We start from the raw sequence: 13,505 nt of genomic DNA on the forward strand, positions 1-13,505 counted from the left end.
ACGCGATCATGTGGGCCTGTTTCGGGCGATGTGACCCGACTCGCAGGGTCAGCACCAGTCGGTCGCCGCCCGCTCCAGCCACTCGTGGGCCCGCGCGATGTGCGGCATCGCCAGCGTGCCCGTGCGGATCACCAGGAAGTAGGTGCGCAGTGGGGGCACCGTCGGTTCATGCAGGGTGACCACCTCCCTCCGTTCGAGCGCTGCCGCGCACAGGTAGCGAGGCAGTACCGCCAGCCCCGCACCCGCGGTGGCGCAGGCCAGCACCGCGCGTAGATCCGGGACGACGACAGTCCCCGGGACGATCGGGTGGGAGTCGAAGACGGACGCCCAGTAGCGTGCGACGAACGGCAGCGACTCGTGCACCTCGACCACCGGGACCCGCTCCAGGGCGGACGGACCGGTCCCGTGGAGCGTGCCGGAGCCGATCCGCTCGGCCCAGTGCGGGGCGGCGACCAGAACGTGCTCCTCGTCGCAGAGCGCAGTCGCGGAGAGCAGGGTGCCACGGGGGCGGGCCGTGCTGATGGCCAGATCATGATGTCCGGCGGCAAGCCCTTCCAGTGTTTCCTCGGCGGTTCCGAAGGAGGCGCGCAGGGCGAAGCTCTGGCCGTCCTCCCGGGTCAGCTCCGTGAGCGAGGGCAGAGCCCGCTCGGCGGTGAACTCCGGAGGGCCGGCCAGATGCAGCGTTCGTGAGGAGGAGTCCTCCTCCAGACCGGTCTCGGCTATCTCCACCAGGGCGTCGAGATGCGGTGCGGCCTTGTGCGCGAGTTCGTCCCCGATGGTCGTCGGTGTCACACCGCGGGCCCGGCGCAGGAACAGAGGGCGTCCCAGCTGTCGTTCCAGCGTCCGTATCTGGGAGGTCACGGCCGGCTGGGAAAGGCCGAGCAGAGCGGCGGCACGGGTGAAGGAGCCGGCCCGGTGCACGGTCACGAAGGTCCGCAGCAAGGCCAGATCCATGGCACACCCTTCTCGGTCGGCCCGCGCGACGGGCCGTAGGCGGCCAACTATAAATATGTCGATAGGTCGCTGTCGCTACTGTGATTGGACACTGACACTCAGTCAACTAGCCTTGGTCGCGCGGTTCTTCGCGCGCAGAACCGAGGGCGGTCCGAGCCACGAGGGGGGAGGCTCGGACCGCCCGCCGCGATGCGCCGGGCGATGTCCCGACACACTCGGACATGGCTGGTCAGACGTCTGAATCGGCCAGAGCACGCAGCACGTCGGCGACCAGGTCCTCCGGGTCCTCGGCGCCGACGGAGAAGCGGACGAAGCCTTCCGGTACCGCGTCCCCGCCCCAGCGCCCGCGCCGTTCCGCCGTGGACCGCACGCCGCCGAAGCTGGTCGCGTCGTCCACGAGCCGCAGCGCGTCGAGGAAACGGTCCGCACGCGCGCGCGAGGGCAAGGTGAAGGAGACCACGCACCCGTAACGCCGCATCTGCCGCGAGGCGGTCTTGTGCGAGGGATCGTCGGGCAGCCCGGGGTAGCGCAGTCCCGTCACCTCCGGCCGCTCCCGCAGCGCCTGGGCGAGTGCCAGCGCGGTGGCGTTCTGCCGGTCGACACGCAGCTGGAGCGTGGCGATCGAACGGTGCGCGAGCCAGGCCTCCATGGGCCCGGGAATCGCCCCGACGATCTTGCGCCAGCGCCGGACGGCGGTCATGGCGTCGGCATCGCGGCCGGTGACGTACCCCAGGAGCACATCGCCGTGCCCGGTGAGCTGCTTGGTGCCGCTCGCCACCGAGAAGTCGGCGCCCAGCTCGAGCGGGCGCTGGCCGAGCGGCGTCGCGAGGGTGTTGTCGACGGCGACCAGAGTGCCCTGGGCGTGCGCCGCCTCGGCGAGCCGTCGTACGTCGCACACGTCAAGACCCGGGTTCGAGGGTGTCTCGATCCACAGCAGCTTCGCGCCATCGAGGACCGCGAGCTGGGCGTCGCCGCCCGTGGGCGCGGTGCGCACCTCGATGCCGAACGCCTCCAGCTGGGCGCGCGCCAGGGGCAGTGCCTGGTAGCCGTCGTCCGGCAGGACGACCGCGTCCCCGGCGCGCAGCTGGGAGAAGAGCACCGAGGAGATCGCGGCCATGCCCGAGGCGAACACCAGAGTCTCGACATCGCTCCGGCCGGGGGCCTCCAGTTCACCGATGGCCCGTTCCAGCAGCGTCCAGGTCGGGTTCTCGTCCCGGCCGTAGGTGTACGGGCCGGTGGGGTCGCCCGGCAGGTGGAAGTGGGCCGCGAACACGGGACCGGGCAGGGTCGGCTCGTGCTTGACCGGCTCGGGCAGCCCGGCCCGCACGGCGCGGGTGCCGTCACCCGCCCCGCCGGGCAGCGCGGGACCGTGGTCCGCGCCCGTCGTCGCATCGTTCATGCCGCCTGTCCTTCCACGTGCGTGCGTACCGCGGCGAGCAGCCCCGTGCTCGCCGTCTCCACCATCTCAAGGCACTGCTCGAAGCCGTCCGCCTCCCCGTAGTACGGGTCCGGTACGTCGAGGTCGTCACCGGCGGTGGGGTCGTACGAACGCAGCAGGCGTACCTTGTCCGCGTCCTGCCGCGTGGGGGCGAGGCGACGCAGGGCCTTGAGGTGACCGGAATCGAGCGCGACGACGAGATCGAGGCGGGCGAACCAGGAGGGATCGAACCGCCGGGCCGCGTGGTCGGAGTCGTATCCGTTCTCCCGCAGCACGGTACGCGCGCGGGGGTCGGCGCCCTTGCCCTCGTGCCAGCCGCCCGTACCGGCACTGTCCACCTTGATCAGCCCGTCGAGCCCGGCCGCCGCCACCCGCGCGCGGAAGACGGACTCGGCCATGGGCGAGCGGCAGATGTTGCCGGTACAGACGAAGCAGACGCGGTAGGTCATCGGGCTCAGTCCCCGTCGGGCAGGACGACGTTGAGTGCCCAGGAGACAACGGAGATGATCAGACCGCCCAGCACGGCCGTCCAGAAGCCCTCCACATGGAAGCTCAGGTCCACCTGGTCGGCGAGCCAGGAGGTGAGCAGCAGCATCAGGGCGTTCACCACCAGGGTGAACAGTCCGAGCGTCAGAATGAGCAGCGGCAGACTCAGGAGCTGTACGAGCGGCTTGACCAGGACATTCACCAGGCCGAAGATCAGGGCGACCAGGAGCAGGGTGCCGATCTCCTTGCCCGTGCTGTCACCGGTCAGGGTGATGTTGTCGAGTAGCCACACCGCCACCGCCAGGGCACCCGCGTTGGCGATCGTCTTGACTAGGAAATTCGTCATGTGTCTGATCGTGACAGACACGATCGGACTTGAGCAGGGTAGGGGCGGCACCAGGAAATGAAGGCATTCCGGCTGGACGAACTGGAGGCGGAACGCGCCGCCAACGACGGGGCCTACCTGCAGTTCTTGCGGGAGCGGAACATGTCGGTCGGTCTCTACGCCCTGGACGCCGGCGTCCAGGATCCTCAGCGGCCGCACCGCCAGGACGAGGTGTACTTCGTCGTCAGCGGCCGGGCATCGATCACCGTCGGTACGGAGACCACGCAGGTGGCACGGGGCAGCGTCGTGTACGTACCGGCCGGTGTGGCCCACAAGTTCCATCACATCAGCGAGGATCTGCGGGTCCTTGTGGTGTTCTCTCCCCCCGAGAGCTGAGCCGGACACTCCGGGTTCCCTAGGGGACCGGTCAGGGGAGGACAAGGGATCCGAGGCCCCCGGCGGACCACCTGGCGCCCTAGCATCGGGTGCAGGACATCATTGACGCGACCCGGCACTCTGCGGGCGGAGAGACAAGGACAAGGGCGATGCGAGAGATCTTCGCGGGACTGCCGTGGTGGGTGAAGTGGATCGCGGTGCCGGTCATCGCTCTGGTGGTGTTCGGCGGGCTGATAGCCAGCGTGGTCGGATTCGTGATCGGACTCCTCTTCAAGCTGCTGGTGTTTGTGGCGCTGGTCGGCGGACTGATCTACGTCGTCCGCAAGTTCATGTCGAGTTCCTCGTCGCGCAGCGACTGGTGAGTCGGGAGGGACCGGTGAGGCGGTAACAGGAATCACCGGTTCCCTCGGGCGGGGGAAGTTTTACCGGCGGGCCGTCTGCGTATGGTGACAGCCGGTTAGAGTCCGGAACTCGACGCGGGGACGATCCCCGCGAGCGGCGTCCCCCCACCCGTGTTCTCCGCACGGGCTGCCCCCTCGCGTTTCGGGAGTGACCCTTGGCCACGACTGGCACCGCCTCAGCCCCTCTGGCCGCGGTCCCCCCGCAGCCCCGATCACCGGCGCCCACGGCGCCCACCGCGACCCTCATCGGCTCCGTGCAGCGGGCGATGCGCCTGCTGGAGACCGTCGCCGGGCACGCGTACGGGGCGCCCGCCAAACAACTGGCCCGCGAGACCGGGCTGGCGCTGCCCACCACGTACCACCTGCTGCGCACCCTGGTGCACGAGGGCTATCTGCGCCGCGACAAGGGCTTGTTCTTCCTCGGGGAGGCGGCCGAGCGGCTGAGCGGCAGCGGAGCACAGCAGAAACGTCGCAGCAAGGTCGTCGACACCCTGGCCCGCTGGCGGGACGCGATCGGGGCCCCCGTGTACTACGCGGTGTACCGCGAGGGCGAGATCGACGTCATCTGTGTCTCCGACACCCCGGGCAATCCTGCGGTCGAGGAATGGGCCGACTTCCGGGAGACCGGCCATGCTCACGCCATCGGGCAGTCCCTGCTCTCCCAGCTCGACGGAGAGGCCCGCCGTGACCATCTGAGCCGCCATCCGGTGTGTCCGGTCACGCCGTACACCGTGCGCGACGATCACAGCCTGCTTCGGCGGCTGGACCGTAACCGGCGCATGGAGCTGGTGGTGGAGCGTCAGGAATACGTTCTCGGGACGGTGTGTGCGGCCATCCCCATCACCGTCGGCGCCACAGCGGCGTCGGTGGCCATCTCCCTGCCCGCACATCAGGCCGACCGGCTCGCTCCCGCGGCCCAGCTTCTGCAGGCCGAACTGGGGCGTCTGCTCGGCTCGCTCACGCTGTCTATCAGTATCTGAAAACTCACTCCTTGTGATCTGCCGTGTACGTTCAGCAAGATTCCATCTGGTGTCAGGTTCCATGCCCGGCCAGTCCGCGGCGAATGACGGGGTAGGCGATGCGCGAATCCGTACAGGCAGAGGTCATGATGAGCTTTCTCGTGTCGGAGGAGCTTTCCTTCCGTATCCCGGTGGAGCTGCGCTACGACACCTGTGATCCCTACGCCGTGCGGCTGACCTTTCACTTGCCCGGGGACGCGCCGGTGACCTGGGCCTTCGGCCGGGAGTTGCTGATCGACGGCGTCGGCCGGCCGTGCGGTGAGGGGGATGTACGGGTCTCACCGGTCGACCCCGACATGCTGGGGGAGGTGCTGATCCGGCTTCAGGTCGGGAGCGACCAGGCACTGTTCCGTTCGTCGACCGCACCGCTCGTGGCCTTCCTCGACCGCACCGACAAGCTGGTGCCGCTGGGCCAGGAGGGGGCGCTCGCGGACTTCGACGCCCACCTCGACGACGCGCTGGACCGGATCCTGGCGGAGCAGAGCGCCGGCTGAGGCGTCGCGCCAGTCGGTCGACGGTGTGGCGGAACGCTTCAGCACGTCCCGCTCCCCGCTCCACTCCGAGCACCTCACCGCTTGCGGCGCCGGCCCCTTCCGCCGCGTCCTGCGGCCGACCTGGCATCCGGTACCTGCCCGCGCCCCTGGGCGGGCCCCTGAGCCCGACCCGGTGCCCGTCCCTCCTGAGCCCCTGCCGCCGGACGGTCGGCCGAGACCACCAGTGCGGCCAGCACCGTCGTGACCGGCACCGAGGCGACCAGACCGATCGAGCCGATCAGGGTACGCACGATCTCCTCCGCGACCAGCTCGCTGTTGGCGACCGTCCCCACACTGCTCTGAGCGATGGAGAACAGCAGCAGCAGGGGCAGCGCGGCGCCCGCATAAGCGAGGACCAGGGTATTGACCACGGACGCGATGTGATCGCGGCCGATACGGATACCCGCGCGGTACAGCCCGCGACGGCCCAGCGACGGATTGGCCTCGTGCAGCTCCCAGACCGCGGACGTCTGCGTGACCGTCACGTCGTCGAGGACACCGAGTGAACCGATGATCACGCCGGCCAGCAGCAGTCCGCTCATGTCGATGTCGGGATACAGCCCGTGAATCAGACCGGTGTTGTCATCCGTGTTGCCGGTGAGCGCGGCCCAGTCGATGAACACCGAACCCAGGAGGCCGATCAGCAGCAACGAGATGAGGGTGCCGAGCACCGCCACCGATGTACGTGCCGAGAGTCCATGACAGAGATACAGGGCCAGCAACATGATCGCGCTTGCTCCCACCACGGCCACGAGCAGTGGGTTCGACCCCTGCAGGATGGCCGGCAGGATGAAGAAGTTCAGCACCAGGAAGCTGACCGCCAAGGCGACGAGCGCCATGACACCGCGCAGCCGTCCCACGGCCACGACGGCGAGTGCGAAGATGCCCGCGAGCAGCGCCAGAGGGAGGCGCCGGTTCACATCGGTGACCGAGTACTGCAGGTCTTCGGGAGCGGAGGGCTCGTAGGCGACCACGACCTTCTGACCCTGCTCCAACTGACGGCTCTGGTCCGGCTGCACGATCTCGTTGAACGTACGGCCCTTGTCGTCGCCGGTATCGACCCGGATTGTCGCCTTCTTGCAGGTACCGTCCTCCTGCTGCTGGGCGGAGGACCCCTCGGCCGTGGACGTGTCACCCGTCGGCACGCTTCCGGAAGCGTTCACGGACTGGCAGCTCACCTCGACCACCTTGGTGACCGTGGCGTCCTGTGTCTGCCGGTCGAAACCGACGCCGGTGCGTTCGTGCGCCGGGGCGCCGCCCGGCCACAGCACGGCGAGTCCGATCAGCACCGCCGCGGCGAACGGGACCAGGATGGCCGCGATGACCTTGCGCAGATGCCGGGAGACGGGCGCCGCCGGGCCGTGGCTGTGGCTGTGGCCGTGCCCCTGTCCGGGCCCGTGCCCGTGTCCGCTCCCGGCGTCGGCGCCGTGGGGTGGTTCGGGCGGTGGAAACGGGGGAGGCTGAGTCGGGGTCACCGCCCGATCATCGCAAGAAGCGAGGGGGCCCTCTGTTCACCGCGCCAGAAGTGACGCTAGCGTGGTGACACCTTTTGTACACGCGGGAGCTCGGAGCACCGGGCTGAGAGGGCGCTGACCTCCGTATCAGCGACGTTTCACATGAAACATCACGGCAGTCCCAGTGATGTGTCACACGGAACGTCAGACGGAAGCCGCTGCGTCGACCGCCGAACCTGTTACCGGGTAATGCCGGCGTAGGGAGTAGGTCTCATGACCAACAAGGACGCACGCACGCCTGCCTCCACGCAGAACCCGACGGAGACGTCGGCGAACGGGGAGAACGGGACGTCCGTCGGCTGGCACAAGGCGTACGTCAGGGGCACTCGCCCCGACCTGCGGGTGCCGGTCCGCCAGGTGCATCTCACCAACGGGCAGTCGGTCACCCTGTACGACACATCCGGCCCGTACACCGATCCGCTCGTGGACACTGACGTGCGCAGGGGCCTGGCCCCGTTGCGGGAGAACTGGATCGTGGCCCGCGGTGACGCGGAGGAGTACGCGGGCCGTCCCGTCCGCCCCGAGGACGACGGAGTCAAGCACACCTCCCCGCGTGGGGGCCTGCGCAACCTGGACGCCGTCTTTCCGGGGCGGCCACGCCTGCCGCGCCGTGGCCGTCCGGGCCGGGCGGTCACGCAGCTGGCGTACGCGCGCCGCGGAGAGATCACGCCTGAGATGGAGTTCGTGGCGATCCGGGAGAATGTCTCTCCCGAGGTGGTCCGCGAGGAGATCGCGGCGGGACGGGCGGTGCTGCCGGCCAACGTCAACCACCCCGAGACCGAACCGATGATCATCGGCAAGCGGTTCCTGGTGAAGGTCAACGCGAATATCGGCAACTCGGCGGTGACGTCCTCCATCGAGGAGGAAGTGGAGAAGATGACCTGGGCGACCCGCTGGGGCGCGGACACGGTCATGGACCTCTCCACCGGCCGCAACATCCACACCACGCGCGAGTGGGTGCTGCGCAACTCCCCCGTCCCCATCGGCACCGTGCCGCTCTATCAGGCCCTGGAGAAGGTCGACGGCCGGGCCGAGGAGCTGACCTGGGACATCTACAAGGACACGGTCATCGAACAGGCCGAGCAGGGCGTGGACTACATGACGGTCCACGCGGGTGTGCGTCTCGCGTATGTACCGCTCACCGCCCACCGCAAGACAGGGATCGTCTCGCGCGGCGGCTCGATCATGGCCGCCTGGTGCCTGGCGCACCACAAGGAATCGTTCCTGTACGAGAACTTCGAGGAGCTCTGCGAGATCCTCGCCGCGTACGACGTCACCTACTCGCTCGGCGACGGCCTGCGGCCCGGCTCCATCGCGGACGCCAACGACGAGGCGCAGTTCGCGGAGCTGCGCACGCTCGGGGAACTCAACAGGGTCGCGAAGCGTTTCCACGTACAGACCATGATCGAAGGGCCGGGCCACGTCCCGATGCACAAGATCAAGGAGAACATCGACCTTCAGCAGGAGATCTGCGATGAAGCCCCGTTCTATACGCTCGGCCCGCTGACCACCGACGTCGCGCCGGCGTACGACCACATCACCTCCGGCATAGGTGCCGCGATGATCGCCTGGTGGGGCACGGCCATGCTCTGCTACGTCACGCCCAAGGAACACCTGGGCCTGCCCAACCGTGACGACGTCAAGACCGGCGTCATCACCTACAAGATCGCCGCCCATGCGGCCGACCTGGCCAAGGGGCACCCCGGGGCGCAGGAATGGGACGACGCGCTTTCCGACGCCCGCTTCGAGTTCCGGTGGGAGGACCAGTTCAACCTCGCCCTCGACCCGGACACGGCCCGCGCGTTCCACGACGAGACCCTCCCGGCGGAACCCGCCAAGACGGCCCACTTCTGCTCGATGTGCGGTCCGAAATTCTGTTCGATGAAGATCAGCAGAAGCATCACGGAGCAGTTCGGCGGTGACGATCCGCAGGCCGGTGACGATGAGGTTCGGGCGGGGATGCTGGCCAAGTCCGCCGAGTTCGCCGCCCGGGGGAACAGGCTCTACCTGCCGATCGCGGACTGATGTTCCGGCGTCTCAGTGGCCCCCGGCACAGCTGTCGGGGACCACTGAGACCTCGGCACCGACTCGCGTTCCCGAGGGCCGCGCCCGTCGCTCAGGCCCGAGCGTAGGTGAGGCAGTCAACCCGCTCGCGCTCGTAGCCGACGGTGATGGCCGGGGCGTGGCACTCCAGCGCGGTGTTGTGGCGGCAGTCGGCCATCTTGCACGCGCCGACCCGTCCGGTGACGGAGGGCTCTCCGCCCTCCATGTCCGCGCTCATGAACGTGTCGCAGACGGGTTTGCCGACATCGCCCACAGTGATCGCCGCGGCGTGACAGGTGTGGTCGTTGTTGTATGCGCATCCCTCGGCCGCGCACTGGCTGATGACCGGGAGCTGCATGACGGGCGTGGCTGCCATGAGGGAACCCACTTTCTGGAGGTGACGACCACCGCGTTCTTCCTTTCCACCTTCTGCGACATCCGGTGTCGGCGCATGTCGACGCATCCAGGCCGAGGGCCCCTGAGCCGTGTGTCTGCGGCGGCCCGCTCCTCGACCTGTTGTCGTCCTCATGGACGAGGGAATGCGCCGACCCGTGTCTTCGCCGGGCGGGGGCAGACTGGCCCCATGACAGCGAGTTCGATGAGCAAGGGGTCCAATCTTCCCGTCGATGCGTCCGTGGTGCGTGCCGAGCTGGCCTGGGAGGCCGGGGCCGGGGTACCGGACGTCGATGCCTCCGCGTTGCTCCTGACGGAGTCGGGGCGGGTGCGGGACGACCGGGACTTCGTCTTCTACAACCAGCCACGGCACACCTCGGGTGCCGTGAGACACCTCGGCAAGCAGCGTGGCTCCGGCACCGCGACCGACACGGTCGAGGTGGATCTGGGCGCGGTCGAACCGGCCGTCGACCGGATCGCGCTGTGCGCGTCGGCCGACGGCGGGACCTTCGGGCAGGTACCGGGGCTGATGCTCCGGCTGCTCGACGCGGGGACGGGAGCCGAGGTCGCCCGGTTCGTGATGGCCGCGGGGAGCGAGACCGCGTTCATCGGCGGTGAGCTGTACCGGCGGCAGGGGGCGTGGAAGTTCCGCGCGGTGGGTCAGGGGTACGCCGCCGGGCTGGCCGGGCTCGCCACGGACTTCGGCATCACCGTGGACGATCCCGCACCGGCGGCTGCCCCGGTCGCGGCCCCGGCGGCTCCGCCGCCCCCTCCGGCACCCTCGCCCACCACCCCGGCACCGATGGCCGCCCCCCGGCTCACCAAGGGTGAGGAACGGCTTCCCGTCGACATGCGCAAGCGGTTGTCGCTGCGCAAGGAACAGGTGGCGGTCAGTCTGCGCAAGCACGGGGCTTCCGGGGTCACGGCGCGCGTCATCCTCGTACTGGACGCCTCCGGGTCCATGTCCTTCCTGTACTCCAAAGGCATCGTGGCCGATGTCGTCGAACGGATGGCCGCGGTGGCGGCGCAACTGGACGACGACGGAGAGATGCAGGCCTGGACCTTCGCCTCGAACCCGGCCCGGTTGCCGGATCTGCGGCTCGGCGAGCTTCCCGAGTGGCTGCGGCTGCATGTGCGGGTGGGGGAGGTGGGCCTCTTCCGGCGAGGGCGGAAGAAGGGACTGGAGCCCAGCCAGGTCGACATGCGGGACGTCGGCATCCAGAACGAGGAGCAGAAGGTGATCGCCGAGGTGCGCGCGTTCGTACGGGCTCACCCGGCATCCGCTCCGACGCTCGTGCTGTTCTTCTCCGACGGCGGTGTCTACCGGAACAAGGAGATCGAACGCGAGCTGCACGAGGCAGTGGAGGAGCCCGTCTTCTGGCAGTTCGTGGGGCTGGGCAAGTCCAACTACGGCGTGCTGGAGCGGTTGGACACGTTGCCGGGACGCCGCGTCGACAACGTCGGCTTCTTCGCCGTGGACGACATCAGCACCGTCCCCGACCCCGAGCTGTACGACCGTCTCCTGTCCGAGTTCCCGCTGTGGATCACGGCCGCGGGGCGTGCGGGCATTCTCTGAGAGTGGTGTTTCACCCATCCATCCGGCTCGCGCCCCCGAGCGCGGAGCGCAAGCCGACGGACGGGCCACCGGCCGTCCGGGCTACTCCGGTGGGTGTTCCGGGCCACCGAAGTCCGGACTCGAGTAGTCCGGACTCGAGTAGCTCGGCCGGGTGCCGCGGGCCCTGCCCTCACCGGGGCTGGAGAAGCCCGGCCGGTCGTACCCGAGGCTGGGCATCCGGCCGGCCGGTGCGGGCGGTGCCGTGTGCTGCAGCGTGGCGGCCGCCGGGTCGGTGAGGGCGTCCCGCAGGAACGGCAGGATCCCCCGCTCCAGCAGTGCTTCCCGCCAGACGTCCCTGGCCAGGGACACCTCCTCGTCGAGTTCGCGGTACGCACCCCCGAGCGCCGAGGGCTTGTTGCGCAGCGCGGTGAGCAGCAGACCCACGGCGGCCACCAGGATGGCGACCGCCGTCACCGCGCCGAACACCCATCCCGTGGTGAGCATGGTCCGGGCGAATGCGGCCTCGGAGTCGATCATCCGCAGGAGGGCACCGAACAGCAGGAAGATGGCGGCGGCGGTGCCGGCCAGAACGGGGGCCAGGACGGCGACCACGGCCACCGCGCCCGCCCCGGCCGTCTCCACGGCCTCGCCCATGGTGGCGGCGAGCCCCGTCGCGCCCGTGCCCTGCTCGGTGGAGCCGGGGACGGCCGGGGTGGACGACGCCGGTGGCCGGCGCAGTTCCTCGCGGATCTTCACATAGTGCTGGTACTCGGTCGCCGCGGCCGCGGTGATGATCGCGGTGGCGTTGAGTGCCATCGTGCGCAGTTGTTCCGAGTTGAGCCGCTGTCCCACAGCGGCCAGTTCCGGGTTGTGTGGTGCGGAGCGCAGCGCCTCATCGAGAACCCGCTCGTATTCCTGGCGGTCCTCGCTCAGCAGGTGCTGCGGAACGCTGTTCATGTGCATCCCCCGATGCTCCGTAGGGCTTGGGGCTCGGCATGCTGACGAGCCGTCGGGCAGAAACGGAGGGGAGCCTGCTACGGATAAGCCGATGGTAGAGCGGTGACGGCGCGCGGTGACAGGGGGTTTACCGAAATTGCCGTCCGCGCCGTGCGGTCGCGGGCCGCCGGAACACGGCCCGTGGAACGCTCAGCCGTTCAGCGGCAGCTGCTGGACCAGCAGTTTTCCGGCCATGGTGACCCCGCCGTCCATCGCGATGGCGAGTCCGTCGGCGTAGACATGTGGTCCGGTGACCACGGGACCCCCGTTGTCCTCGCCGTCCTCCGAGCCGACTTCACCCAGCAGGTACGGAATCGGGCTGTGTCCGTGAACGACCCGGGTGCCGCCGTACGTATCCAGAAGGGAGCGCACAGCGTCGGCGCCGCCCTCGTCACGGAAGGAGAACCGCTTGGTGAACTTGCGGAACAGGTCCCAGACCTCGTCGGCGTCGTTGCGGGCGATCGTCTCGCGGACGGTGTCGTTGACCTCCTCGATGGAGCGGCCGTAGTCGAGGTAGGCGGTGGTGTCGGAGTGGAGCAGCAGATGGCCGTCGACCGCCTCGACGGCGTCGAGGCGGGCCATCCACTGCAGGTGGTGGTCCTGGAGGCGGTCCATGTCGGTCTTCTGGCCGCCGTTGAGCAGCCAGGCCGCCTGGAAGGTGGCGGTGCCGGCCCCGGAGTTGACGGGGGTGTCGTTGAACCGTTTGGCGCCGAGCAGCAGCAGTTCGTGGTTGCCCAGGAGGGCTTTGCAGTAGCCGCCGGCCGCGGCGGCCTCGGCGGACAGCCGCATCACGAGGTCGATGACGCCGATGCCGTCCGGTCCGCGGTCGGTGAAGTCACCGAGGAACCACAGGCGCGCGGTGCCGGCGCACCACTGGCCCGCCGCGTCGACGAGGCCCTGCTCCTGGAGGGCGGCCAGCAGTTCGTCGAGGTAGCCGTGGACGTCGCCGACCACGTAGAGCGGTCCCGGGCCGGTGGCGGGTGGCGCGGTGACGGGAGCGGGGTCGACGGTCACCTGGACGGTGTCGCCCCGGTTGATGACGGGGAGGTCCCGTTGGGTGGGCGTGTAGCCCTCCGGGTAGGCCTCCTCGCAGGGCGGGGCGACATCGCCGGGGTGCGTGCTCTGGGCGTACGGACCGGTCTCGTGGACGTAAGCGGGCACCCGGAAGTCGCGCAACGTCGCTGTCCGCTCCACCTCGGGTCCCTGACCGGCCCCCTGAGTCATCGACCCCTCCACCATCGCGCCGCATCTGCACCGCGTCGGACTGCCTGGTCGCAGCGGCCCGCGGTGTCGTGGGCCCATCATAGGAATGCGGATCGCGCTGTGTGATGACCCAGGGGTGGTGAATCGGAGCAAGACTCCGACTCGCCGTGACGTTCGCCCCTTTTGGGCCGTTCTGTGACCGCTTGGTGGCGGTCCGGTGTCCGCCGTCGGAACGCGCCATCCGCCGGT

General features: G+C 69.3%; 14 protein-coding genes and 1 riboswitch. Of the genes, 6 read left to right on the top strand and 8 right to left on the bottom strand.

Features of this window, described 5'->3' with window-relative positions; translation table 11 throughout:
- Positions 1-48: 48 nt before the first annotated feature.
- The 4 genes from ACIF9R_RS11705 to ACIF9R_RS11720 all read right to left on the bottom strand — a co-directional run bounded on the left by ACIF9R_RS11705 (position 49) and on the right by ACIF9R_RS11720 (position 3,224).
- Positions 49-954 carry a LysR family transcriptional regulator gene (locus ACIF9R_RS11705; protein WP_399977688.1) on the bottom strand — a complete coding sequence of 302 codons (906 nt, stop codon included), beginning with the start codon at positions 952-954 and terminating at the stop codon, positions 49-51.
- Between the two features lie 229 nt (positions 955-1,183).
- On the bottom strand, positions 1,184-2,353 hold the full coding sequence (locus ACIF9R_RS11710) for a cystathionine gamma-lyase (RefSeq protein ID WP_399977690.1): 1,170 nt from the start codon (positions 2,351-2,353) through the stop codon (positions 1,184-1,186).
- A complete protein-coding gene (locus ACIF9R_RS11715; RefSeq protein WP_399977692.1) occupies positions 2,350-2,841 on the bottom strand; it encodes a low molecular weight protein-tyrosine-phosphatase in 492 nt (163 codons plus the stop codon). Before ACIF9R_RS11715 ends, ACIF9R_RS11710 begins: the two co-directional genes overlap by 4 nt.
- A gap of 5 nt (positions 2,842-2,846) precedes the next feature.
- A complete protein-coding gene (locus ACIF9R_RS11720; protein ID WP_399977694.1) occupies positions 2,847-3,224 on the bottom strand; it encodes a phage holin family protein in 378 nt (125 codons plus the stop codon).
- Between the two features lie 57 nt (positions 3,225-3,281).
- Between ACIF9R_RS11720 and ACIF9R_RS11725 the strand changes: the two genes are divergently transcribed.
- The 4 genes from ACIF9R_RS11725 to ACIF9R_RS11740 all read left to right on the top strand — a co-directional run bounded on the left by ACIF9R_RS11725 (position 3,282) and on the right by ACIF9R_RS11740 (position 5,513).
- Positions 3,282-3,599: a cupin domain-containing protein gene (locus ACIF9R_RS11725; protein ID WP_399977696.1), complete on the top strand. Its 318-nt coding sequence runs from the start codon at positions 3,282-3,284 to the stop codon at positions 3,597-3,599.
- A 149-nt stretch (positions 3,600-3,748) separates the two neighbouring features.
- On the top strand, positions 3,749-3,961 hold the full coding sequence (locus tag ACIF9R_RS11730; RefSeq protein ID WP_030957557.1) for a DUF5326 family protein: 213 nt from the start codon (positions 3,749-3,751) through the stop codon (positions 3,959-3,961).
- A 194-nt stretch (positions 3,962-4,155) separates the two neighbouring features.
- The gene (locus ACIF9R_RS11735) at positions 4,156-4,980 is read left to right on the top strand and encodes an IclR family transcriptional regulator (protein ID WP_399977699.1); all 825 of its coding nucleotides are present in this window, start codon (positions 4,156-4,158) and stop codon (positions 4,978-4,980) included.
- 98 nt (positions 4,981-5,078) lie between these two features.
- Positions 5,079-5,513 (top strand): SsgA family sporulation/cell division regulator, encoded by a 435-nt coding sequence (locus ACIF9R_RS11740; RefSeq protein WP_189557243.1) that lies wholly within the window; start codon positions 5,079-5,081, stop codon positions 5,511-5,513.
- 74 nt (positions 5,514-5,587) lie between these two features.
- Here the strand turns inward: ACIF9R_RS11740 and ACIF9R_RS11745 are convergent, their stop codons facing one another.
- Positions 5,588-7,027, bottom strand: a complete 1,440-nt coding sequence (locus tag ACIF9R_RS11745) for a YibE/F family protein (protein ID WP_399977701.1) — start codon at positions 7,025-7,027, stop codon at positions 5,588-5,590.
- A 72-nt stretch (positions 7,028-7,099) separates the two neighbouring features.
- Positions 7,100-7,287, top strand: a riboswitch (TPP riboswitch).
- On the opposite strand from ACIF9R_RS11745, the gene thiC reads away from it, so the two are divergent.
- Positions 7,280-9,091 (top strand): phosphomethylpyrimidine synthase ThiC, encoded by a 1,812-nt coding sequence (gene thiC / locus ACIF9R_RS11750; RefSeq protein ID WP_399977703.1) that lies wholly within the window; start codon positions 7,280-7,282, stop codon positions 9,089-9,091. Its footprint overlaps the riboswitch before it by 8 nt.
- 91 nt (positions 9,092-9,182) lie before the next feature.
- Here the strand turns inward: thiC and ACIF9R_RS11755 are convergent, their stop codons facing one another.
- Positions 9,183-9,485: a DUF1540 domain-containing protein gene (locus tag ACIF9R_RS11755; protein WP_399977705.1), complete on the bottom strand. Its 303-nt coding sequence runs from the start codon at positions 9,483-9,485 to the stop codon at positions 9,183-9,185.
- Positions 9,486-9,692: 207 nt separating this feature from the next.
- Between ACIF9R_RS11755 and ACIF9R_RS11760 the strand changes: the two genes are divergently transcribed.
- On the top strand, positions 9,693-11,078 hold the full coding sequence (locus ACIF9R_RS11760) for a VWA domain-containing protein (protein ID WP_399977707.1): 1,386 nt from the start codon (positions 9,693-9,695) through the stop codon (positions 11,076-11,078).
- 81 nt (positions 11,079-11,159) lie between these two features.
- On the opposite strand, the gene ACIF9R_RS11765 is transcribed toward ACIF9R_RS11760, so the two are convergent.
- Both ACIF9R_RS11765 and ACIF9R_RS11770 read right to left on the bottom strand, forming a co-directional pair.
- Positions 11,160-12,020: a hypothetical protein gene (locus ACIF9R_RS11765; protein ID WP_399977709.1), complete on the bottom strand. Its 861-nt coding sequence runs from the start codon at positions 12,018-12,020 to the stop codon at positions 11,160-11,162.
- 183 nt (positions 12,021-12,203) lie between these two features.
- A complete protein-coding gene (locus tag ACIF9R_RS11770) occupies positions 12,204-13,292 on the bottom strand; it encodes a metallophosphoesterase (protein ID WP_399977711.1) in 1,089 nt (362 codons plus the stop codon).
- Positions 13,293-13,505: the final 213 nt, after the last annotated feature.

Origin of the sequence: Streptomyces sp. NPDC086080 (assembly GCF_044540255.1) — a bacterium.
Classification (GTDB): Bacteria; Actinomycetota; Actinomycetes; order Streptomycetales; family Streptomycetaceae; genus Streptomyces.

What these genes read in the sequence shown, in the direction of transcription:
- ACIF9R_RS11740 (WP_189557243.1), top strand. Translation starts at nt 5,079, where the DNA reads ATGCGCGAATCCGTACAGGCAGAGGTCATGATGAGCTTTCTCGTGTCG.
- ACIF9R_RS11765 (WP_399977709.1), bottom strand. Translation starts at nt 12,020, where the DNA reads ATGCACATGAACAGCGTTCCGCAGCACCTGCTGAGCGAGGACCGCCAG.
- ACIF9R_RS11770 (WP_399977711.1), bottom strand. Translation starts at nt 13,292, where the DNA reads ATGGTGGAGGGGTCGATGACTCAGGGGGCCGGTCAGGGACCCGAGGTG.
- ACIF9R_RS11715 (WP_399977692.1), bottom strand. Translation starts at nt 2,841, where the DNA reads ATGACCTACCGCGTCTGCTTCGTCTGTACCGGCAACATCTGCCGCTCG.
- ACIF9R_RS11720 (WP_399977694.1), bottom strand. Translation starts at nt 3,224, where the DNA reads ATGACGAATTTCCTAGTCAAGACGATCGCCAACGCGGGTGCCCTGGCG.
- thiC (WP_399977703.1), top strand. Translation starts at nt 7,280, where the DNA reads ATGACCAACAAGGACGCACGCACGCCTGCCTCCACGCAGAACCCGACG.
- ACIF9R_RS11730 (WP_030957557.1), top strand. Translation starts at nt 3,749, where the DNA reads ATGCGAGAGATCTTCGCGGGACTGCCGTGGTGGGTGAAGTGGATCGCG.
- ACIF9R_RS11725 (WP_399977696.1), top strand. Translation starts at nt 3,282, where the DNA reads ATGAAGGCATTCCGGCTGGACGAACTGGAGGCGGAACGCGCCGCCAAC.
- ACIF9R_RS11760 (WP_399977707.1), top strand. Translation starts at nt 9,693, where the DNA reads ATGACAGCGAGTTCGATGAGCAAGGGGTCCAATCTTCCCGTCGATGCG.
- ACIF9R_RS11705 (WP_399977688.1), bottom strand. Translation starts at nt 954, where the DNA reads ATGGATCTGGCCTTGCTGCGGACCTTCGTGACCGTGCACCGGGCCGGC.
- ACIF9R_RS11755 (WP_399977705.1), bottom strand. Translation starts at nt 9,485, where the DNA reads ATGGCAGCCACGCCCGTCATGCAGCTCCCGGTCATCAGCCAGTGCGCG.
- ACIF9R_RS11710 (WP_399977690.1), bottom strand. Translation starts at nt 2,353, where the DNA reads ATGAACGATGCGACGACGGGCGCGGACCACGGTCCCGCGCTGCCCGGC.